The organism is Enterobacter cloacae (assembly GCF_011078175.1).
GTDB lineage: Bacteria > Pseudomonadota > Gammaproteobacteria > Enterobacterales > Enterobacteriaceae > Enterobacter > Enterobacter cloacae_Q.
On record NZ_JAALCJ010000003.1, the window covers coordinates 26,234 to 47,881 of the forward strand.

General features: G+C 54.7%; 20 protein-coding genes. 8 read left to right on the forward strand and 12 right to left on the reverse strand.

Annotated elements, in window-relative coordinates:
• Nucleotides 1–5 precede the first annotated feature (5 nt).
• The 7 genes from cdsA to rpsB form a co-directional block, all read right to left on the reverse strand.
• Nucleotides 6–863 carry a phosphatidate cytidylyltransferase gene (gene cdsA, locus G6Q29_RS07365; RefSeq protein ID WP_003856175.1) on the reverse strand — a complete coding sequence of 286 codons (858 nt, stop codon included), beginning with the start codon at nucleotides 861–863 and terminating at the stop codon, nucleotides 6–8.
• Between the two features lie 12 nt (nucleotides 864–875).
• On the reverse strand, nucleotides 876–1,634 hold the full coding sequence (ispU, locus tag G6Q29_RS07370) for a (2E,6E)-farnesyl-diphosphate-specific ditrans,polycis-undecaprenyl-diphosphate synthase (protein ID WP_003856176.1): 759 nt from the start codon (nucleotides 1,632–1,634) through the stop codon (nucleotides 876–878).
• A gap of 185 nt (nucleotides 1,635–1,819) precedes the next feature.
• Nucleotides 1,820–3,019 carry a 1-deoxy-D-xylulose-5-phosphate reductoisomerase gene (gene ispC / locus G6Q29_RS07375; RefSeq protein WP_165465105.1) on the reverse strand — a complete coding sequence of 400 codons (1,200 nt, stop codon included), beginning with the start codon at nucleotides 3,017–3,019 and terminating at the stop codon, nucleotides 1,820–1,822.
• A 92-nt stretch (nucleotides 3,020–3,111) separates the two neighbouring features.
• Nucleotides 3,112–3,669 carry a ribosome recycling factor gene (gene frr / locus G6Q29_RS07380; RefSeq protein WP_003856180.1) on the reverse strand — a complete coding sequence of 186 codons (558 nt, stop codon included), beginning with the start codon at nucleotides 3,667–3,669 and terminating at the stop codon, nucleotides 3,112–3,114.
• 167 nt (nucleotides 3,670–3,836) lie between these two features.
• Nucleotides 3,837–4,562: a UMP kinase gene (gene pyrH / locus G6Q29_RS07385; protein WP_003856194.1), complete on the reverse strand. Its 726-nt coding sequence runs from the start codon at nucleotides 4,560–4,562 to the stop codon at nucleotides 3,837–3,839.
• 149 nt (nucleotides 4,563–4,711) lie between these two features.
• Nucleotides 4,712–5,563 carry a translation elongation factor Ts gene (gene tsf, locus G6Q29_RS07390; RefSeq protein WP_006810044.1) on the reverse strand — a complete coding sequence of 284 codons (852 nt, stop codon included), beginning with the start codon at nucleotides 5,561–5,563 and terminating at the stop codon, nucleotides 4,712–4,714.
• 117 nt (nucleotides 5,564–5,680) lie between these two features.
• Entirely contained in the window at nucleotides 5,681–6,406 is a 726-nt protein-coding gene (gene rpsB, locus G6Q29_RS07395) for a 30S ribosomal protein S2 (RefSeq protein WP_003856207.1), read from the reverse strand.
• A 321-nt stretch (nucleotides 6,407–6,727) separates the two neighbouring features.
• Here rpsB and map point away from each other — a divergent pair, with 321 nt between their 5' ends.
• From map to G6Q29_RS07415, 4 genes are all read left to right on the forward strand, one after another.
• On the forward strand, nucleotides 6,728–7,522 hold the full coding sequence (map, locus tag G6Q29_RS07400; RefSeq protein ID WP_165465106.1) for a type I methionyl aminopeptidase: 795 nt from the start codon (nucleotides 6,728–6,730) through the stop codon (nucleotides 7,520–7,522).
• Nucleotides 7,523–7,584: 62 nt separating this feature from the next.
• Complete coding sequence (gene glnD / locus G6Q29_RS07405) at nucleotides 7,585–10,260, forward strand: bifunctional uridylyltransferase/uridylyl-removing protein GlnD (protein ID WP_165465107.1); 2,676 nt, start codon at nucleotides 7,585–7,587, stop codon at nucleotides 10,258–10,260.
• Between the two features lie 32 nt (nucleotides 10,261–10,292).
• Entirely contained in the window at nucleotides 10,293–11,117 is an 825-nt protein-coding gene (dapD, locus tag G6Q29_RS07410) for a 2,3,4,5-tetrahydropyridine-2,6-dicarboxylate N-succinyltransferase (RefSeq protein ID WP_006810047.1), read from the forward strand.
• A gap of 111 nt (nucleotides 11,118–11,228) precedes the next feature.
• Nucleotides 11,229–11,615 carry a DUF3461 family protein gene (locus G6Q29_RS07415; protein WP_003856216.1) on the forward strand — a complete coding sequence of 129 codons (387 nt, stop codon included), beginning with the start codon at nucleotides 11,229–11,231 and terminating at the stop codon, nucleotides 11,613–11,615.
• 71 nt (nucleotides 11,616–11,686) lie between these two features.
• Here the strand turns inward: G6Q29_RS07415 and G6Q29_RS07420 are convergent, their stop codons facing one another.
• The 3 genes from G6Q29_RS07420 to dgt form a co-directional block, all read right to left on the reverse strand.
• Entirely contained in the window at nucleotides 11,687–12,844 is a 1,158-nt protein-coding gene (locus G6Q29_RS07420; protein WP_003856217.1) for a CdaR family transcriptional regulator, read from the reverse strand.
• 146 nt (nucleotides 12,845–12,990) lie between these two features.
• A complete protein-coding gene (gene degP / locus G6Q29_RS07425) occupies nucleotides 12,991–14,424 on the reverse strand; it encodes a serine endoprotease DegP (RefSeq protein WP_165465108.1) in 1,434 nt (477 codons plus the stop codon).
• Between the two features lie 132 nt (nucleotides 14,425–14,556).
• Complete coding sequence (gene dgt / locus G6Q29_RS07430; protein ID WP_165465109.1) at nucleotides 14,557–16,071, reverse strand: dGTPase; 1,515 nt, start codon at nucleotides 16,069–16,071, stop codon at nucleotides 14,557–14,559.
• 82 nt (nucleotides 16,072–16,153) lie between these two features.
• On the opposite strand from dgt, the gene mtnN reads away from it, so the two are divergent.
• Genes mtnN through G6Q29_RS07445 form a run of 3 tightly spaced genes read left to right on the forward strand, consistent with a single transcriptional unit; the run spans nucleotide 16,154 to nucleotide 18,301 of the window.
• Complete coding sequence (gene mtnN, locus G6Q29_RS07435) at nucleotides 16,154–16,852, forward strand: 5'-methylthioadenosine/S-adenosylhomocysteine nucleosidase (protein ID WP_165465110.1); 699 nt, start codon at nucleotides 16,154–16,156, stop codon at nucleotides 16,850–16,852.
• A complete protein-coding gene (btuF, locus tag G6Q29_RS07440) occupies nucleotides 16,845–17,654 on the forward strand; it encodes a vitamin B12 ABC transporter substrate-binding protein BtuF (RefSeq protein WP_165465111.1) in 810 nt (269 codons plus the stop codon). Before mtnN ends, btuF begins: the two co-directional genes overlap by 8 nt.
• A gap of 23 nt (nucleotides 17,655–17,677) precedes the next feature.
• On the forward strand, nucleotides 17,678–18,301 hold the full coding sequence (locus tag G6Q29_RS07445) for a TRIC cation channel family protein (protein WP_003856227.1): 624 nt from the start codon (nucleotides 17,678–17,680) through the stop codon (nucleotides 18,299–18,301).
• A 58-nt stretch (nucleotides 18,302–18,359) separates the two neighbouring features.
• Here G6Q29_RS07445 and erpA read toward each other — a convergent pair whose 3' ends face one another.
• Both erpA and clcA read right to left on the reverse strand, forming a co-directional pair.
• Nucleotides 18,360–18,704, reverse strand: coding sequence for an iron-sulfur cluster insertion protein ErpA (erpA, locus tag G6Q29_RS07450; protein WP_003856230.1), 345 nt, complete (start codon nucleotides 18,702–18,704; stop codon nucleotides 18,360–18,362).
• Nucleotides 18,705–18,789: 85 nt separating this feature from the next.
• Complete coding sequence (clcA, locus tag G6Q29_RS07455; RefSeq protein ID WP_165465112.1) at nucleotides 18,790–20,190, reverse strand: H(+)/Cl(-) exchange transporter ClcA; 1,401 nt, start codon at nucleotides 20,188–20,190, stop codon at nucleotides 18,790–18,792.
• A gap of 177 nt (nucleotides 20,191–20,367) precedes the next feature.
• Between clcA and hemL the strand changes: the two genes are divergently transcribed.
• Nucleotides 20,368–21,648: a glutamate-1-semialdehyde 2,1-aminomutase gene (gene hemL / locus G6Q29_RS07460; protein ID WP_165465113.1), complete on the forward strand. Its 1,281-nt coding sequence runs from the start codon at nucleotides 20,368–20,370 to the stop codon at nucleotides 21,646–21,648.

The window sequence follows — 21,648 nt, forward strand, 5'->3', positions numbered from 1 at the left end:
TTCCGTTATATCGTCCCAAACACCAGTAAAAGCAGGCAAGCAAACACTGGAACAGCCGCGGTAAGGCTGTCAATGCGATCCAGTATTCCGCCATGTCCTGGAATCAGGTGACCGCTGTCCTTAATCCCTGCTTCACGCTTGAACATACTCTCGGTTAAATCACCCAGTACCGATGCCAGCGCCGCGAAAATCGAACATACCAGCAGCGTTGAAGGGGCAACCTCAAGATTCGCCCAGACGCCATAGCCCCAGGAGATGATCGCTGCCGTAAACAGGCCGCCGATAAAGCCTTGCCAGGTTTTGCCCGGAGAAACCTTTGGCGCCAGTTTATGTTTGCCGAACAGTTTACCAAACATATAGGCCCCGGAGTCAGCCCCCCAGACGAGAATCATCACATAAAGCAGCCATATCGCCCCGCTGTAGTGGTTTTCGTCGTAGTGCCAGGCGCGCAATGCAACCATCCCCCAGAAAAACGGCACAATGGTGAGCAGACCAAAAATAAGGCGCAACACTTTAGAGTTACGCCATATCGCCGCAGAGCCCGGATAGAAAAGCACTAAAACAAGCGCCGCAATCCACCAGGCCAGCGATATCCATAAGGATCCTGCAACCAGCGGCTGGTGAACATCGTGATGATACTCAGGCAAGGTGTACAGCATCAGGGCCAGTAAAAAACCACAGAGTACCGCCAGCCATACCCGCTGAGTGCGCGAGGTAAAGCCGCTAAGCTGACCCCATTCCCACGCGGCGAGCATACACACCACCAGCGTAACAATAGCGAATCCCACCGGTGGCAGTAAAAACAGCGCTGCGATGACGACGGGTATTAATACAAAAGCGGAAATCAGGCGATACTTCAGCAAAAGCTACCCCCATCAGGCGTTATCGCCACCAGGCTCGGTGCCGCCGAAACGACGCTCTCGATTGGCAAAGGCATGCAGCGCACCTTCAAAGTCTTGTTCATCAAAATCTGGCCAAAGAACATCCGTAAAGTAAAGTTCGGCGTAGGCAATTTGCCACAGCAAAAAGTTACTTATGCGATGTTCCCCCCCTGTCCTTATAACCAAATCCACGGGTGCCAGTTCATTCATGCAGATTTGCTGACTCAGCGCCTCTTCATCAATCTGGTCGGGTCTTAACAGCCCTTCCTGAACCTGCTCAGCCAAATGCCGAACCCCCTGGATAATATCCCAGCGTCCGCCGTAATTCGCCGCGATATTGAGCGTCAGGCCGGTATTATTTTCCGTCAACGCTTCCGCTTTGCGAATCCGTTCCTGTAGACGTGAGTTAAAACGACTGGTTTCGCCAATAATACGCAAGCGGACGTTATGGCGGTGCAGGCTTTTTACTTCGCTATCGAGCGCCCACACAAACAGTTCCATCAACGCAGTCACTTCCTGCGCAGGTCGATTCCAGTTTTCACTGCTAAAAGCATAGAGCGTTAACGCATCAATGCCGTTATTGGCGGCAAAAGAAACGGCGCGACGAACAGATTTCGCCCCAGCTTTATGCCCAAAGGCTCGTATCTTCCCTTGTCTTTTCGCCCAGCGGCCATTGCCATCCATGATGATTGCAACATGGCGACAGCCATGTGCTGGCAAGTTTTCGCTTATTGGTTGATTCGCAGACAACATAACGCGTTTTTAGTCCCTGAAAGGATTTAACGGTACACAGGAATACTGAAGCCTATACATAAAAAAGCCGTGTCAAGCCACGGCTTACCTGACCACTTAAAGCCAAATACCTGCGATCAGGTGGCGCAGACTATATCACTGAAGCCCAACGCTAACAAATGGCACGACGACTAGTGCTTGCTTTATCACCAGCTTGCGAGACGCGTCACCTGTTTACGCGCAACAATACGTGCCTGTTCATCCACGGCCAGCACCTCTTCCACGCTCTGCGGCTCACGCAAGTCCATCGACTCCAGCACGGATAAATTCAACGCAGCGATGTCGGTAAAGCGGATCTGCTGATTCAGGAATGCTTCAACGGTCACTTCATTGGCTGCATTAAGCGCTGTTGTCGCTGCCTGCCCCTGATCGAAGGCCGTCATCGCCAGTTTAAGACACGGATAACGGTCGTAATCAGGCTCGCTAAACGTCAGTGAACTCAGTTTGCAGAAATCGAGAGGCTTGACGCCTGATTTTACGCGGTTTGGCCACGCCATCGTATGAGCAATAGGCGTACGCATATCCGGTTCGCCCAGCTGTGCCAATACGCTGCCGTCCTGATAGCGCACCATCGAATGAATCACCGATTGCGGGTGGATCAGCACTTCCATCTGTTTCGCCGACGCATTAAACAGCCAGCGAGCTTCAATGTATTCCAGACCTTTGTTCATCATGGTGGCCGAATCGACGGAGATCTTACGCCCCATTGACCAGTTCGGATGGCGACACGCCTGATCCGGCGTCATTGCGCTCAATTCAGACAGTGGCGTTTCACGGAACGGGCCACCAGACCCGGTAAGCAGAATCGACACAACGCCATTCTGCTCCAGGTCAGCGTACCCCAGGTTTTGTTGAAAAGGTTGAGGTAAACTCTGAAAAATCGCGTTGTGCTCGCTATCGACCGGCAAAAGACGCGCCCCACGCTGTTTTACCGCCTCCATAAAGAGACGTCCGCAGGTGACCAGCGACTCTTTGTTCGCAAGCAGGACATCTTTCCCCGCATCAATAGCGGCAAGCGTCGGCAGAAGACCCGCCGCCCCGACGATTGCCGCCATAACCTGATCAACTTCATCAAGCGCGGCCATATCGCACGCCGCCTGTTGCCCGCTGAGCACCTCGGTACGACAGCCCTTCTCCTGCAACAGCGCTTTGACCTGGCGGGCGCTCTCTTCATCATCCATCACCGCAAAGCGGGGGGTAAACTCCAGACACTGTTCGACCATTCGCTGCACGTTTTTTCCGGCCACAAGCGCGGCCACGGTGTAGCGGTCAGGATTATGACGTACAACGTCGAGAGTGCTGCAACCGATAGAGCCGGTCGAGCCGAGGAGAGTGAGATGCTTCATGAGATGCCCAAAAGTTTGACCAGATAAAAGCAAAACGCCGCCAGCAAGACTTAAAGTCCTTCTGAACGGCGTTTATCAGTGTACAGCGAAAATCAGAACTGCATCAGTTCTGCTTCTTTTTCTGCCAGCGCCGCATCAATTTTCTTGATAGCAGCGTCGGTCATTTTCTGAATGTCGTCCTGAGAACGACGATCGTCATCTTCGCTGATCTCTTTTTCTTTCAGCAGTGCTTTCACTTTATCGTTCGCGTCGCGACGGACGTTACGCACGGAAACGCGGCCCTGCTCAGCTTCACCGCGAACCACTTTGATCAGGTCTTTACGGCGTTCTTCCGTCAGCGGAGGCAGTGGAACGCGGATGTCAGCACCCGCAGAGCTTGGGTTCAGACCCAGGTCAGATGCCATGATCGCTTTTTCAACGGCCGGGCTCATTGAGCGGTCGAACACGTTGATTTTCAGCGTACGGGTATCTTCTACCGTCACGCTCGCCAGCTGACGCAGAGGCGTTGGCGTACCGTAATATTCTACGATGATGCCATCCAGCAGGCTTGGGGAAGCACGGCCAGTACGGATTTTGCTGATTTGGTTTTTGAACGCTTCTACGCATTTGTCCATGCGTACTTCAGCATCTTTTCTGATGTCGTTAATCACGTTACGAATCCTTGAAAACTTGTCTCAGGCAGACTATCCGCCAGCACAGCGCTACAGGTGTGCTAAGTATAGTCGCGTTTAATTCATGACAACGCCAAAGGCGCGCCCGGGTAAGATACCACGTCGAAATAAAGCGGAATCTTACCTGTATTTATCGTCGACGGAAATTATTCCGTGATCAAAGTGCCTTCTTTTTCGCCCATGACCACGCGACGCAGCGCGCCAGGCTTGTTCATGTTGAAGACACGGATCGGCAATTTGTGGTCGCGAGCCAGCGTGAAGGCGGCAAGATCCATTACTTTCAGCTCTTTTTCCAGCACTTCGCTGTAGCTCAGCTGATCGTACATGGTTGCAGACGGATCTTTTGCCGGATCGGCAGTAAACACGCCGTCCACTTTGGTCGCTTTCAGCACCACATCGGCTTCGATTTCGATACCGCGCAGGCAGGCTGCGGAATCAGTGGTAAAGAACGGGTTACCCGTACCGGCGGAGAGGATCACCACGCGGTTGTTACGCAGCAGGCTGATAGCCTCTGCCCAGCTGTAGTTATCACAAACGCCATTCAAGGGAATAGCGGACATCAGACGAGCGTTCACATAGGCGCGATGAAGCGCATCACGCATGGCCAGGCCATTCATCACGGTTGCCAGCATACCCATGTGGTCGCCCACTACGCGGTTCATCCCCGCTTTCGCCAGACCAGCACCACGGAAAAGGTTGCCACCGCCAATGACCACGCCAACCTGAATACCCAGTTCGACCAGTTCTTTGATTTCCTGTGCCATGCGATCAAGGATGCTTGCGTCAATACCGAAGCCTTCCGATCCTTGCAGCGCTTCGCCACTCAGCTTAAGCAGAATGCGTTTGTACACGGGTTTTGCATTGGTAGCCATGTTTCTTTCCTGAGACTGTCAACGATTAAGATGGGGTTAATTCTGGCGACATGATATGTCGCATATCAGCCAAGCGATACTGGAGCCTTTCTGATTTCGTGAGATGGGTGACAAAAAGAAGCCGCCCTCAGGCGGCTCCTTTTCCATCATTAAGACTGCTTGGACATTGCAGCAACTTCTGCTGCGAAGTCAGTCTCAACTTTCTCGATGCCTTCGCCCACTTCGAAGCGGATGAAGCCAGTCACGTCAGCGTTGTGCTCTTTCAGCAGCTGAGCAACAGATTTGCTTGGATCCATTACGAAAGGCTGGCCAGTCAGAGAAACTTCGCCGGTGAATTTCTTCATGCGGCCTTCAACCATTTTCTCTGCGATTTCTTTTGGCTTACCAGACTGCATCGCGATGTCCAGCTGAACCTGGTACTCTTTTTCTACCACTTCAGCAGACACGTCTTCTGGCTTAACGAATTCTGGTTTGCTTGCAGCAATGTGCATAGCCAGCTGTTTAACCAGCTCTTCGTCAGCGCCTTTAGCCGCAACCAGAACACCGATACGTGCGCCGTGCTGGTAAGAGCCCAGAACGTCACCTTCCAGGGAAGCAACGCGACGGATGTTGATGTTCTCACCGATTTTAGCAACCAGCGCAACACGCTCTTCTTCGAACTGTGCTTTCAGAACTTCAACGTCAGTGATTTTGCCTGCAACCGCTGCGTCCAGAACTTTGTTAGCAAATGCCTGGAAACCAGCATCTTTAGCAACGAAGTCAGTCTGGCAGTTAACTTCCAGAATGATGCCGTAGGTGCCGTCGATTTTGGTGATGATCACGCCGTCAGCAGCAACGTTGCCTGCTTTCTTAGCTGCTTTGATCGCACCGGATTTACGCATGTTTTCGATTGCCAGCTCGATGTCGCCGTTCGCTTCGGTCAGCGCTTTTTTGCAATCCATCATGCCTGCGCCAGTACGCTCACGCAGCTCTTTTACCAGGGATGCGGTAATTTCAGCCATTCTTAAATCCTCGGGAGATGTGAACTGCCCGGCCGGGAGCCAAACAGTATAAATTGAAAAAAGGGGCCGATAATGGGCCCCTATTCATACACGGTACTAATAAGGGGTAAAACCTTATTATTCAGCTTCTACGAAGCTTTCTTCCGCCTGAGAAGCCAGATCCTGGGAACGGCCTTCACGAACGGTAGCAGCTACAGCGCTCAGGTACAGGCTAACAGCACGGATTGCGTCGTCGTTACCCGGGATAACGAAGTCAACACCGTCCGGATCGGAGTTGGTATCAACGATAGCGAATACCGGGATACCCAGGTTGTTAGCTTCTTTGATTGCGATGTGCTCGTGGTCTGCATCGATTACGAACAGCGCGTCTGGCAGGCCGCCCATATCTTTGATACCGCCCAGGCTGTTTTCCAGCTTGTCCAGCTCACGAGTGCGCATCAGCGCTTCTTTCTTAGTCAGCTTATCGAAAGTACCGTCCTGAGACTGGGTTTCCAGATCTTTCAGGCGCTTGATGGACTGACGAACAGTTTTCCAGTTGGTCAGCATGCCGCCCAACCAGCGATGGTTCACGAAGAACTGGTCGCAGCTGTTAGCAGCATCTTTCACAGCTTCGCTTGCAGCGCGCTTAGTACCAACGAACAGAATCTTACCTTTACGGGAAGAGATCTTGTTCAGCTCAGCCAGGGCTTCGTTGAACATTGGTACAGTCTTCTCAAGGTTGATGATGTGAACTTTGTTACGTGCGCCGAAGATGAAAGGCTTCATTTTCGGGTTCCAGTAACGGGTCTGGTGACCGAAGTGAACACCAGCCTTGAGCATGTCGCGCATGGAAACAGTTGCCATGTTTAAAACCTCTATATTAAAAGTTGGGGTTATGCCTCCACGTATCCCATATTACCGACCCCGAAGGGCACCCCGGAATATGTGCCGATACGTGTGTGTTGTTACACAAAGTGAGATTTGTCGCTCCCGTCCAGCCTGTGTATCTGAGATGGATCGGAAGTCCGGCGCGCTTTATATCACAAAACACGACCAGAAACCAATAATTGTTGGCGGAGTGTGCTGTTAATGATTCTCAATTTGGCACGGGGTGCGCCTGACTGATACCATTGACAACACTTACACTAGTATTGTCGAAAAAATCGACACCGATGGACAGATTACATGGCTATCTCTATTAAGACACCTGAAGAAATTGAAAAGATGCGCGTCGCCGGTCGTCTGGCCGCGGATGTGCTGGAAATGATCGAACCGTTTGTGAAACCGGGCGTCAGCACTGGCGAGCTGGATCGCATCTGTAACGACTATATCGTCAACGAGCAGCACGCGGTTTCCGCCTGCCTCGGCTATCACGGCTTCCCAAAATCCGTCTGCATCTCTATTAATGAAGTGGTGTGCCACGGCATTCCGGATGACGAGAAGCTGCTGAAAGATGGCGACATCGTCAATATCGACGTGACCGTCATTAAAGACGACTACCACGGTGATACCTCTAAGATGTTCATCGTTGGCAAACCAACAATCCTTGGAGAGCGCCTGTGTAAAGTCACCCAGGAGAGCCTCTACCTGGCGCTGAAGATGGTTAAGCCGGGCATCCGCCTGCGTACCATCGGTGCTGCTATTCAGAAATTTGTGGAAGCGGAAGGTTTCTCCGTGGTGCGCGAATACTGCGGTCACGGTATTGGTCGTGTGTTCCATGAGGAGCCACAGGTTCTGCACTACGATGCAGACGACGGTGGCGTGGTGCTGCAACAGGGCATGACTTTCACTATCGAACCCATGGTCAACGCGGGTGATTACCGCATCCGTACCATGAAAGATGGCTGGACGGTAAAAACCAAAGACAGAAGCTTGTCTGCCCAGTACGAGCATACTATTGTGGTAACAGACAACGGCTGCGAAATTATGACGTTGCGCAAGGATGACACTATCCCGGCGATACTGACCAACATTGAGTGATAAGAAGCCGGCGAAAGCCGGCTTTTTTAATGGCGATAGCTTTTTCTTATGGGTGGCGCACGATGAGTAATCTCTTACCCGAACAGTATGCTAACACAGCACTTCCCACCCTCCCCGACCAGCCTGATAACCCAGGCGTCTGGCCGCCGCATGAGCTGACCTGTGCGCATATCAAAGCCCACATGGCGGTTTTCCATCGCTGGCTGGGGAGCGCGTTCGACGCAGGGGTGTCTGCCGAGCAGCTCATTGAAGCGCGTACCGAATTTATCGACCAGCTTCTGCAACGTCTGTGGATCGACTACGGTTTCGGCCAGGTGAGCGACGTCGCGCTGGTTGCGGTCGGCGGCTATGGCCGGGGTGAACTGCATCCGCTCTCGGATATCGACCTGCTGATCTTAAGCCGTAAGAAGTTGCCGGACGACCGGGCACAGAAAATCGGTGAACTGCTGACCCTGCTCTGGGACGTAAAACTGGAAGTGGGCCACAGCGTACGCACCCTGGAAGAGTGTCTGCTGGAAGGGTTATCTGACCTGACTGTCGCCACTAACCTGATTGAAACCCGCCTGCTGATTGGCGACGTAGCGCTGTTCCTCGAACTGCAAAAGCACATCTTTAGCGATGGCTTCTGGCCCTCGGAAAAATTCTTCGCCGCGAAGGTCGAAGAACAAGACCAGCGCCACCAGCGCTATCACGGCACCAGCTATAATCTTGAACCGGATATCAAAAGCAGCCCCGGCGGCCTGCGCGATATCCACACCCTGCAATGGGTCGCCCGCCGCCATTTTGGGGCAACATCACTGGACGAAATGGTCGGTTTTGGTTTTCTGACCGAAGCCGAACGTAACGAACTCAATGAGTGTCTGCATCTGCTGTGGCGCATCCGTTTTGCCCTGCACCTGGAAGTCACCCGCTACGATAACCGTCTGCTGTTTGATCGGCAGCTCAGCGTGGCGCAGCGCCTGAATTATCAGGGCGAAGGCAACGAGCCGGTCGAGCAGATGATGAAAGATTTCTTCCGCGTCACCCGCCGCGTCTCTGAGCTGAACCAGATGCTATTACAGCTGTTCGATGAGGCGATCCTCGCGCTGACGGCAGACGAAAAACCACGTCCGATTGATGATGAATTTCAACTGCGCGGCACGCTGATCGATCTGCGCGACGAAACGCTGTTCATTCGCGAACCGGAAGCAATCCTGCGCATGTTCTACACCATGGTGCGCAACAGCACGATCACCGGGATCTACTCCACCACCCTGCGCCATTTACGCCATGCACGGCGTCATCTGAAGCAGCCGCTGTGCTATATCCCGGAGGCGCGCTCGCTGTTCCTGAGCATGCTCCGTCATCCGGGCGCCGTCAGCCGCGGTCTGTTGCCGATGCACCGCCACAGCGTATTGTGGGCCTATATGCCGCAGTGGTCGCATATTGTCGGGCAGATGCAGTTCGACCTGTTTCACGCCTATACGGTAGATGAGCACACGATCCGCGTCATGCTCAAGCTGGAAAGCTTTGCTAAAGAAGAGACGCGATCCCGCCATCCGCTGTGCGTTGATCTCTGGCCACGTCTGACGCACCCGGAACTGATCCTGATGGCCGCCCTGTTCCATGATATCGCCAAAGGACGCGGCGGCGACCACTCGGTGCTGGGCGCACAGGACGTGCTGAAATTTGCCGAGCTGCACGGCCTTAACTCGCGTGAGACGCAGCTTATCGCCTGGCTGGTTCGCCATCATCTGCTGATGTCGGTTACCGCTCAGCGTCGTGATATTCAGGATCCGGAAGTGATCAAGCAGTTCGCCGAAGAGGTGCAAACGGAGAACCGCCTGCGCTACCTGGTCTGTCTGACGGTGGCCGATATCTGCGCCACCAACGAAACCCTGTGGAACAGCTGGAAGCAGAGCCTGCTGCGCGAGCTCTATTTCGCCACCGAAAAACAGCTGCGTCGCGGAATGCAAAACATCCCGGACATGCGCGAGCGTGTGCGCCACCACCAGTTGCAGGCGCTGGCCCTGCTGCGCATGGATAACATCAACGAAGAGGCGCTGCATCAGATTTGGGCGCGCTGTCGCGCTAACTACTTTGTGCGCCACAGCCCAAACCAGCTTGCCTGGCACGCCCGGCATCTGCTGAAGCATGACCTGACGAAACCGATGATTCTGCTCAGCCCGCAGGCCACGCGCGGCGGGACGGAGATCTTTATCTGGAGCCCGGACCGGCCTTATTTGTTTGCAGCGGTCTGTGCCGAGCTGGACAGGCGTAACCTGAGCGTTCACGACGCGCAGATTTTTACCACCCGCGACGGCATGGCGATGGATACCTTTATCGTGCTGGAGCCAGACGGTAGCCCGCTGTCGTCGGATCGTCACGAAGGAATACGCTTTGGTCTGGAGCAGGCTATCACCCAGCGCAGCTGGCAGCCCCCACAGCCGCGCCGCCAGCCGGCAAAACTGCGCCACTTTACCGTCGATACCGAAGTCAATTTCCTGCCGACCCATACGGATCGTAAATCGTTCCTTGAGCTGATCGCGCTCGACCAGCCAGGGCTGCTCGCCCGCGTCGGTCAGGTTTTTGCCGATCTGGGAATTTCGCTTCACGGCGCCCGAATTACAACCATTGGCGAGCGAGTAGAAGATTTATTTATAATCGCCACTGCCGACCGGCGTGCCCTTAATAATGACCTGCAACTTGAAGTGCAACAACGGTTGACAGCAGCCCTCAATCCAAACGATAAAGGGTGACGTGTTTTTTAGTGAAATGGAAAGAGTAAACAATGCAGCAGTTACAGAACGTTATTGAGTCCGCTTTTGAGCGTCGCGCCGACATCACTCCGGCAAATGTGGATACCGTGACCCGTGAAGCGGTTAACCAGGTTATTTCCCTGCTGGATTCCGGCGCGCTGCGCGTGGCAGAAAAAATCGACGGTCAGTGGGTTACTCATCAATGGCTGAAGAAAGCTGTGCTGCTCTCTTTCCGCATCAACGATAACCAGGTTATCGACGGCGCAGAAAGCCGCTACTTCGATAAAGTGCCAATGAAATTTGCCGAGTACGACGAAGCGCGCTTCCAGAAAGAGGGCTTCCGCGTGGTGCCACCGGCGGCAGTTCGTCAGGGTGCCTTCATCGCACGCAATACCGTGCTGATGCCATCCTACGTAAACATCGGCGCCTACGTTGACGAAGGCACTATGGTGGACACCTGGGCTACCGTCGGCTCCTGCGCGCAGATCGGTAAAAACGTTCACCTGTCCGGCGGCGTGGGCATCGGTGGCGTTCTGGAGCCACTTCAGGCTAACCCAACCATCATCGAAGACAACTGCTTCATCGGCGCACGTTCCGAAGTGGTGGAAGGCGTGATCGTCGAAGAAGGGTCTGTGATCTCCATGGGCGTCTACATTGGTCAGAGCACCCGTATTTACGATCGCGAAACCGGTGAAATTCACTACGGCCGCGTTCCAGCCGGTTCCGTTGTGGTTTCCGGCAACCTGCCGTCTAAAGATGGCAAATACAGCCTGTACTGTGCGGTTATCGTGAAAAAAGTGGACGCGAAAACCCGCGGTAAAGTGGGCATCAATGAACTGCTGCGCACCATCGATTAATCGGGTATAACAAAAAGCGGGGGCAACCCCGCTTTTTTTATATCCGAAGGTGGCGAAAATAGATTTTTTCGTTAATTATTCATAGGTTATGTTGAGATCAAGGGTACCGCTATGTACGATAATCTGAAAAGTCTGGGCATTACCAATCCTGATGAAATTGATCGTTATAGTCTCCGCCAGGAAGCGAATAACGATATTTTGAAAATCTATTTTCACAAGGACAAAGGAGAGTTCTTCGCCAAAAGCGTGAAGTTTAAATACCCTCGCCAGCGTAAGACCGTAGTCGCTGACGGTATCGGTCAGGGATATAAAGAAGTACAGGAAATCAGCCCTAACCTGCGCTACGTGATCGACGAACTCGATCAAATCTGCCAGCGCGATCGCAGCGAGGTCGATCTGAAACGTAAGATCCTCGACGACCTGCGTCACCTGGAAAGCGTAGTCACCAATAAGATCAGCGAGATTGAAGCAGATCTTGAGAAATTGACGCGGAAATAAGTTATTCCGGTGCGGTCTGATGCCCTCACCCCGGCCCTCTCCCACAGGGAGAGGGTGAAAACCGCACTCAGTTATCTCTGTTCATCCAGCTGCAACGCCACATACAGCAGTAGCCGGTCGTCAAAATTCCCTAAATCCAGCCCCGTCAGTTCCGAGATCCGGTTTAACCTATACTCCAGCGTATTACGGTGAATAAACAGCGCTTTTGACGTTGCCAGCGGCTGCACGTTATGCCGGAACCATGCCTGCAACGTGCGGCGCAGCAGCCCGTTGTTGTCCATCGCTTTCAGACGTACAAGCGGGCGCGCCAGCTCGTTGGCCTGCCAGCCACCGCGCAGGCTGTCGAGCAGGACCGGCAGCATCAGATCCTGATAGAAATAACTGCGGCTCTCCGGCATGCGCTGTTTACCCACCATCATGGTGGTGCGCGCCGTTCGCCATGAACGGGCAATACTTCCCGGCCCGGTAAAGTAATTTCCCAGCGCGACGCGAAAACGGAGCTGCCCGTTCTCCTTCATGCGCTCGATGAGCAGCTCAACGCGGCGACGATGATCTTCCGCGTCCCAGCGGCCAAACTGATTAAGCGCAGGCTTAAGTACCACCATTTCCGTCAAAGAGACGATCGCCACCAGGTTGTTACGCTCCGGCGTCGCCAGCATGTTTTGTAGCTGCTGAAGCTCCACCATGGCGCTGTCCACGCCAAGCTGGCCGCTATCCACCTCAATAACGGCGACCACGCGCGGCTGATTCAGGTCGATACCCAGACGCTGCGCCCATTCGCTCAGGGCAGGCGTGTGCTCCTCCGCCTGAATCAAATTCATCACCAGCTCTTCACGCAGGCGGCTGTCCTGGGCGAGCAGGTGCATCAGACGCGACTGCTCCAGCATCATCTCCGCCGTCATGCAGACCAGCTCACCGTATTTACGCAGCGATTCAGGATCGCCGGTCAGACCGATAACGCCAACAATTTCTCCTTCCAGACGCAGCGGCAGGTTGATCCCCTGACGCACTCCGTGCAGATGTTTCGCCACGGCGTCATCGATATCGACCACGCGCCCCTGAGAGAGCACCAGCAATGCCCCTTCGTGCAACTCCCCAATACGCTCACGATCGCCGCTGCCGATAATGCGCCCTCGGGCGTCCATTACGTTGATATTGGTATCAATGATGCGCATGGTTCGCGCCACGATATCCTGCGCCATTTTGGTATCAAGATGCCAGCCAGCCATATAACCCTCCCGTGAGCAGAGCTCAAGCATAGGGAAGTTCAGCCAGGGCTGCACTGTGCAGATGCCCAAAGGCAGAGAGAGATGTATGGAGTTGTGGGAAAGGTCACAGAAACGAGAAAGCCCCTGCGAACAGGGGCTTAAGAAAATTACTGCATCAGGAGATAAATAGAAGTATCACCACGCTGAATATTCAGCGCCAGCACGGACGGCTTGCTGTCGAGAATTTTGCGCAGTTCAGCGATGTTTTTCACCGGCTGCTGGTTAGCGCCCATGATCACATCACCTTTTTTCAGGCCGATACGGGCAGCAGGTGAGTTCGCCTTCACGTTGTTCACCACCACGCCTTTATCTGCCCCTTTGTTGCTCATCTCTGCACCTTCAATACCGCTGAAGATGGTGCTGGAATCGACCTGATTCTGGCTGCTCTGTTGCAGTTCCAGGCTCACGTTAACCGGCTTACCTTCACGCAGCAGGCCGAGGGTCACTTTACTGCCGATTGGCATAGAACCCACTTCCGCACGCAGGGCGGCAAAGCTGCTGATCGGTTTACCGTTCAGCGAGGTGATCACGTCACCCGCTTTAATGCCGGCTTTCGCCGCCGAGGAGTTCGGCATGACCTGGCTGACGAATGCGCCGCGCTGAGCGTCTACTTTCATCGCTTTCGCCAGCTCGGAGTTCAGCTCGGTACCCATGATACCCAGCTCACCGCGTTTAACCTGTCCATATTGCACCATCTGCGCGGTCAGGTTTTTCACCATATTGCTCGGGATAGCAAAGCCGATACCGATGTTGCCACCGTCCGGTGCCAGGATAGCGGTGTTAATACCGATCAGTTCACCGTTCAGGTTAACCAGCGCCCCGCCGGAGTTACCGCGGTTAATAGCCGCATCCGTCTGGATGAAGTTTTCATAGTTTTCTGCGTTCAGGCCGCTACGTCCCAGCGCAGAGACGATACCCGAGGTCACGGTTTCGCCCAGACCAAACGGGTTACCGATGGCGACGGTGTAGTCACCCACGCGCAGCGCGTCAGAGTCGGCAAGCTTTATCGCCGTCAGGTTTTTCGGATCCTGGATTTGAATCAGCGCGATATCGGAGCGCGGGTCTTTACCGACCACTTTGGCATCGAATTTACGGCCATCGCTCATCTGCACCTTAATGGAGTTAGCATTATCTACCACGTGGTTATTGGTCACCACGTAGCCTTTCGCTGCATCAATAATAACGCCCGAGCCGAGTGCCATGAATTTCTGCTGCTGGCCGCCGCCCTGACCGTCATCCCCTGCGCCGCCGCCCTGACAGAACGGGGAGCTCTGGAATGGCGAACCGTCCTGGCAGAATGGCGAATTATCGCCGAAGAACTGCTGGAAATTACGCGGCATACGCGGCGTATTGACGGTTGTGCTGCCCTCAACGTTAATACTCACCACCGATGGCATCACTTTTTCGAGCATCGGGGCCAGGCTTGGCATCTGCTGCGCAGTCGCTGCCGAGGAAGCTGTCTCGGCCGCCGTCGCCAGAGGGGACAGCGCTAAACCTAAACTCAGAGCCAGTGCACTCATTGCTAATGTGGTTTTTTTCATGTTTCTCTATCTCGATTTACCAGATAACGCAAAATTGCTGTGTAACTCAGATTCGTTTTATACCGCTTAGTTCCGGGAATAAGTTTATGGAAAAAGTAAAAAATTATTGGTCGTCTTTACAAAACTCGTGGCTTATTCAACGGCCATCAGCTTGCGGTATTCATCCCAGGCATACAAATCTGTCATTCCGCTGATATAGTCCTGTATAAGACGACAGCGATAATAATATTCCAGAACTGGCCATTGGGAAGAATGGCGATCTATTTTACTGACGGCTTCAATGTATGCCAGCCGGTGGCGGGTCGAAAGCTTCTGATAGAGACGAGATTCAATCGGCAGGCGGCGAACACGTTCATTTTCGACCAGCCCGCTGAACTCGTCGACCGTCAGCTGGAGCAGCGGGCCATAAATCTCCAGCAACCCGCTGATCACCCGATATCCTTGCAGTTCCAGCTGTTCGACATCCGGGTGGCTGAAAACATGGCGAACGGCCACGTTTTTATATAATTCAAGAAGCTGACTAAAACTGCTCTCATCTTCCAGCAGCGCATGATTAAATTCCCCGCTAAATATCATCGGCAAATTATCAATGAAACGGGCGGCCGCATACGGTACCAGTTTATTCAGCGTGTTAACCCGCAAATACATAAAGAACTGATCTTCGGTACTACGGCTCAGCGAATTTGAACGCGATTTATCCCAGGCATTCTCGACGACCTGCGCAAACAGAGAACCTTTTTCATGCTCTCCCCAGGCATCATAAAGATGCTGATACAGCTCCTCGACGCTGAATATTCTTTTTTCCACCGCGTCTTCCAGATCGGCCACGCAATAAGAAATGTCGTCAGCTGCTTCCATAATCCACGTCAATGGAAAGCGGCCATTGGGGGTCAGAGACAGTTCTTTACGCAACCGCGCGACGTATGCTTCTTCTGACAAGTAATAGCCAGGTTTTTTCATCAGGTAGCTATGGGTGGCGGGCGGTTCTCCTGTCCACCATGCGGGACGCGTGTATTTAAGAATACAGCCCACCTGTGCCCAGGTCAGATTCATGCGCATCAGGGAGTGCACCAGGCGGATCCCCTGTGCGTTACCTTCGAAATGACACAGATCCTGACGCACCTTACGGCGCAGCTCGTTCAGGCTATCTTCACCTTCACGCAGGCATAAATCGCGTACCACACAGCGATCATCGCTGAGCGGCTGGCTTATGGCGTCAGAGGGAAAAAGCCGCTGTTTAAACCAGTCGTTGATGGCGGCCTCGCCGAAGTGGCCAAAGGGAGGATTGCCGATATCGTGCATCAGGCAGGCCATCTCAACAATGCTTTCGAACGGCCCGGTCAGTTCATCCAGCCCGTAGGTTTCCAACAGACGTTGCTCTTTAAGGCGGCTGAGGATCTCTTTTGCAATATAGCGCCCCACCTGCTGCACTTCCATGGAGTGCGTTAACCGCGTACGCACCGCGGCGTTACGCTCCAGCGGGAACACCTGGGTTTTCTGCTGTAACCGGCGGATGGCAGGCGAGTTGATGATGCGTCCGCGATCGCTCTCGAAAATGCGCAGGATTTCATGTTCATTCTTTTCGCCCTGCGGCGAACGGTAACGTCGGTGCCAGTTAATTTTGGTGCGAAAATCGATTGGTGACATGTGCTCCCCCGCGTGAGAATGCGTTTCCCCTTAACCGCATGATAGACTATGCATCTTAACAAGGCACATCGCGAGTAAATCTATGAAAATCGGCATTATTGGTGCAATGGAAGAAGAAGTTACGCTGCTGCGTGACAAAATTGAGAACCGTCAGACCCTCTCCCTCGGTGGCTGTGAGATCTACTCCGGCCAGTTGAATGGTGTTGACGTGGCTCTGCTGAAATCAGGCATCGGTAAAGTTGCAGCGGCACTGGGCGCGACCCTGCTGCTTGAGCGCTGCAAGCCTGACGTTATCATTAATACGGGGTCTGCCGGCGGTCTGGCGGCGACGCTGAAAGTGGGTGATATTGTGGTTTCCGACGAAGCGCGTTACCACGATGCAGACGTCACCGCATTCGGCTACGAATATGGTCAGCTTCCGGGCTGCCCAGCCGGGTTTAAAGCGGATGATAAGCTGATTGCCGCCGCTGAAAGCTGCATAAACGAGCTGAATCTCAATGCGGTACGTGGTCTGATCGTGAGCGGCGATGCCTTTATCAACGGCTCTGTCGGTCTGGCGAAAATCCGTCATAACTTCCCGCAGGCCGTCGCCGTTGAGATGGAAGCCACGGCCATTGCGCACGTGTGCCATAACTTCAACGTGCCGTTCGTGGTCGTTCGCGCGATTTCTGACGTAGCTGACCAGCAGTCCCACATTAGCTTCGACGAGTTCCTGGCCGTGGCGGCCAAACAGTCCACCGTGATGGTGGAAACCCTGGTGCAGAAACTGGCGCGTGGGTAAGTTGTCCTTCAGGGCGCTGGCCGCCCTGCTTCTGCTCGCTCCGGCCTGGCTCATCGCCGCGCCGCGGGTGATCGCTCTCTCCCCTGCCAATACGGAACTGGCGTTTGCCGCCGGGATCACGCCCGTTGCGGTGAGCAGCTTTTCCGATTATCCACCGCAGGCCGCCCATATCGAACAGGTTGCCACCTGGCAGGGAATGAATCTGGAACGCATCGTGGCGCTAAAGCCCGATCTGGTCCTCGCCTGGCGCGGCGGTAATGCCGAACGGCAGGTCAATCAGCTCTCTTCGCTGGGAATAACGGTTAAATGGGTGGACGCGGTGAGCATCGAACAGGTGGCGCAAACCCTCCGTGACCTCGCGCCCTTCAGCCCTACCCCCCAACGCGCCGGGCAGGCTGCACAGCAGATGCTCAACGACTATGCCGCGCTAAAAGCCCGATACGGCACGCAACCGAAACAACGCGTTTTTCTGCAATTTGGCAGCCAGCCGCTGTTCACTACCGGGAAAGGTTCAATCCAGAACCAGGTGCTTGAGACCTGTGGAGGTGAAAATATCTTTGCCGATAGCCGGGTCCCGTGGCCGCAGGTCAGTCGTGAGCAGGTTCTGGCGCGACAGCCGCAGGCCATTGTGGTGGTCGGAAATGCGAGCGAGATTCCTAAAATAGAACAATTCTGGCATCGGCAGCTTAAAATTCCGGTTATCACACTCAACAGCGACTGGTTTGAACGCGCCAGCCCGCGTATTATCCTCGCCGCAAAACAACTCTGCGCCGAACTGGCAAAGAGTCACTCAAACAGATAAATACCCCCTTCGAGGATTTAACGATGCTCGTGTATTGGCTGGATATTCTTGGCACAGCCGTTTTTGCTATCTCCGGCGTTTTGCTTGCCGGAAAACTACGCATGGATCCGTTTGGCGTACTGGTGCTCGGCGTCGTTACGGCGGTGGGCGGCGGAACGATTCGCGATATGGCGCTGGCAAACGGCCCGGTATTCTGGGTAAAAGATCCAACGGATCTGGTGGTGGCGATGGTCACCTGCCTGTTAACCATCGTGCTGGTTCGTCAGCCTCGCAGACTACCAAAATGGATATTGCCGGTGCTGGATGCCGTCGGTCTGGCGGTATTTGTGGGGATAGGTGTGAATAAAGCCTTTATTGCCGGGACTGGCCCGCTGGTGGCGATCTGCATGGGCGTGTTAACCGGCGTGGGCGGAGGGATCATTCGCGACATACTGGCGCGAGAAGTCCCGATGATCCTGCGAACGGAAATCTACGCGACGGCCTGTATCATCGGGGGGATCGTTCACGCCACGGCGTATTACACCTTTGCTGTCCCGCTGGAAAACGCGGCGATGCTGGGGATGGTAGTCACGCTGGTGATCCGTTTAGCGGCCATACGCTGGCACCTGAAGCTGCCGACGTTTGCGCTGGATGAAAATTCACGATAGGTGTCGTTTGTAGACCCGGTGGCGCTTCGCTTACCGGGCCTACAATCTGCGTTCAGGCTTAAATACTGAACGAAGAGCCACACCCGCAGGTGCTGGTCGCATTCGGGTTAGTCACCACAAAGCGCGAACCTTCCAGACCTTCAGTGTAGTCCACTGAACCGCCCACCAGATATTGCAGGCTCATCGGGTCAACCACCAGCGCGACGCCCTGTTTCTCGATAGTCATATCACCATCGTTAACCTGGTCGTCAAAGGTAAAACCATACTGGAAGCCACTACAGCCGCCGCCGGTAATATAAACACGCAGTTTCAGATCCGGATTGTCCTCGTCGGCAATCAGGGTTTTCACTTTTTTCGCTGCTGCTTCGGTAAATTCCAGCGGCAACGCTACGTCATCACTCATCTTATGCTCCCATGAATACTGCGACTGCTATTGGGTAAAAATCACCCAATTCTTTTTGTCATTATCTAATACCCTGGTAATTCATTCAAGTATTCTGCTTCAGGGCCTGTTCAGCTTCCTGTTTCGCCAGGGTACGGGCAAGAATGGTGGAGTATAGCGGTTTTCCACCCAGGAATTGGGCTAATAGTGTCGCGCCGAGACAGGTAATGATCATTGGCAAAATGAGCTGGTAATTGTCGGTCATTTCCAGCACCAGTACGATCCCGGTCAGCGGCGCGCGCAGGGAGGCCGCCAGCAGCGCCCCCATTCCCGCAACCGCAAACGTCCCCGCATCCAGATGGTAGGCCGGGAACCCTGCCGCCGCCGCCATCCCGAACGCCGTACCCAGCAGCGTCCCCAGCGCCAGCATCGGGGCGAAAATGCCGCCCGGTGCGCCGGAGGAGAAGCACAATACCGTGGTGATGACGCGTGAAATAAACATAAACAGCAGCAGGCCTACGCTGAAATTCCCCGCCGCGGCAATGGGAATCAGGCCGAAACCGCCGCCCGCCGCATTCGGTTCGATAAAGCCGAGGATCCCGCACATGCCGCCAAGCATGCCTCCCACCAGCACCCATTTGGCGGTATTGCCGCCGTGGATGCGCTGAAACATGTCCTGCGCACGCAAAATCAGGGTATTGAACAGCGGACCGACGATGCCAAATATCATCCCCAGCACCAGATACAGCCACAGGGTATTGACCGGCGCGTTGGTCAGCTTGCCGACCTCAATCACCGCGCCTTCGCCGTTGACGATGCGAAAAACAATGCTCGACATAATCACGCCGGTAAACACCGCTTTAATGGATATCAGGTTGTAGCGAAACTGGGCGCGCATCTCTTCGATGATAAACAAGATCCCCGCCAGCGGCGCGTTAAATGCCGCAGACAGACCCGCCGCCGCCCCCGTTGCCAGCAGCGTATGGCGCGCTTCAGCGCTGCGCATGCGGAACAGATCGCTCACCATGCGTCCCACATTGCCGCCCAGTTGTACTGTTGGCCCTTCCCGCCCGAGCACCATGCCTGCCCCGAGCGTCCCCAGTCCGCCGATAAATTTCACCGGGAGCACCCGCCACCAGCGGACAGGACGCAACTCCTCCAGCGCCCCCTCAATTTCAGGGATCCCCGAGCCGCCAGCTTCAGGTGCGAATTTACGCACCAGAAAATACCCCACCATGGCAAACAGCGCCGAAAGGCCAAAGGCCCACACCCAGACCAGCCATTCCCGATCGGCAAAGCTGGCGACGGTGCCTATGCGCCAGTTGAGTACCGCGTTGACCGCTTTCTCGAACGCGACACCCACCAGCCCGGCCAGCGTACCGACCACGGCGGCTGCCAGTAGAATGGCTAACGGGGTTTTGTCACGGTTGAGCAGCCGCCGGATGCTGACCCGGTGCTTCGCGCGCGTAAATTGTTGTTGTTCAAAAGAAGGCGTGTTCTCGTTCATTACCTGTTCTGTTTCGTCATACAAAAGGCCGCAGGGATTCTACCAGAGACAATCCCCTCGTCCCCTGAAAAATACTTAACAATTGTTAAGCCTTCTGAGGGGCAAAAATTTTATAACCTCTTCCGAATCACTTAGAATAGTTGCCTTAACTTATTTCTACGAACCAGGAACGACGCCATGAGCAAGTCTGAAAACCTCTACAGCGCAGCCCGCGAGCTTATCCCAGGCGGCGTGAACTCACCCGTGCGCGCCTTTACCGGCGTGGGGGGCACCCCGCTGTTTATCGAACGTGCGGATGGCGCATATCTGTATGATGTGGATGGCAAAGCCTATGTCGATTACGTCGGCTCCTGGGGCCCGATGGTACTGGGGCATAACCACCCGGCAATCCGCAATGCGGTGATTGAAGCCGCTCAGCGCGGCCTGAGCTTCGGTGCGCCAACCGAGATGGAAGTCAAAATGGCGGAGCTGGTCACCGAGCTGGTGCCAACGATGGATATGGTGCGTATGGTTAACTCCGGTACGGAAGCGACCATGAGCGCTATTCGTCTGGCGCGCGGTTTTACCGGCCGTGACAAGATTATCAAGTTCGAAGGTTGTTATCACGGCCACGCCGACTGCCTGCTGGTAAAAGCCGGTTCGGGCGCGCTGACCCTCGGTCAGCCAAACTCCCCGGGGGTGCCGGCTGATTTCGCGAAACATACGCTGACCTGCACCTATAACGATCTTGACACCGTTCGTGCGGCGTTCGAGCAGTATCCGCAGGAGATCGCCTGCATCATCGTTGAACCGGTGGCGGGCAACATGAACTGTATTCCACCGCAGCCGGATTTCCTGCCGGGCCTGCGCGCGTTTTGCGATGAGTTCGGCGCGCTGCTGATCATCGACGAAGTGATGACCGGTTTCCGCGTCGCGCTGGCGGGAGCGCAGTCATACTACGGCGTCGAGCCGGATCTGACCTGCCTCGGCAAAATCATCGGCGGCGGCATGCCTGTCGGCGCATTTGGCGGCCGTAAGGACGTGATGGACGCGCTGGCGCCAACCGGTCCGGTCTACCAGGCGGGTACGCTCTCCGGTAACCCGATTGCGATGGCGGCAGGTTTTGCCTGTCTGACCGAAGTGGCGCAGCCGGGCATCCACGAAACCCTGACTGACCGGACGACGCAGCTGGCAAACGGACTGCTGGAAGCCGCAGAAGAAGCGGGTATTCCGCTGGTGGTAAACCACGTCGGCGGGATGTTCGGGATTTTCTTCACCGATGCGAAAACCGTAACCTGCTATCAGGACGTGGTGAAGTGCGACGTGGAACGCTTCAAACGCTTCTTCCACCTGATGCTGGAAGAAGGCGTTTATCTTGCGCCGTCAGCGTTTGAAGCGGGCTTTATGTCCGTGGCGCACAGCGAAGAAGATATCAATAACACCATTGACGCAGCGCGTAAGGTGTTTGCGAAGCTGTAA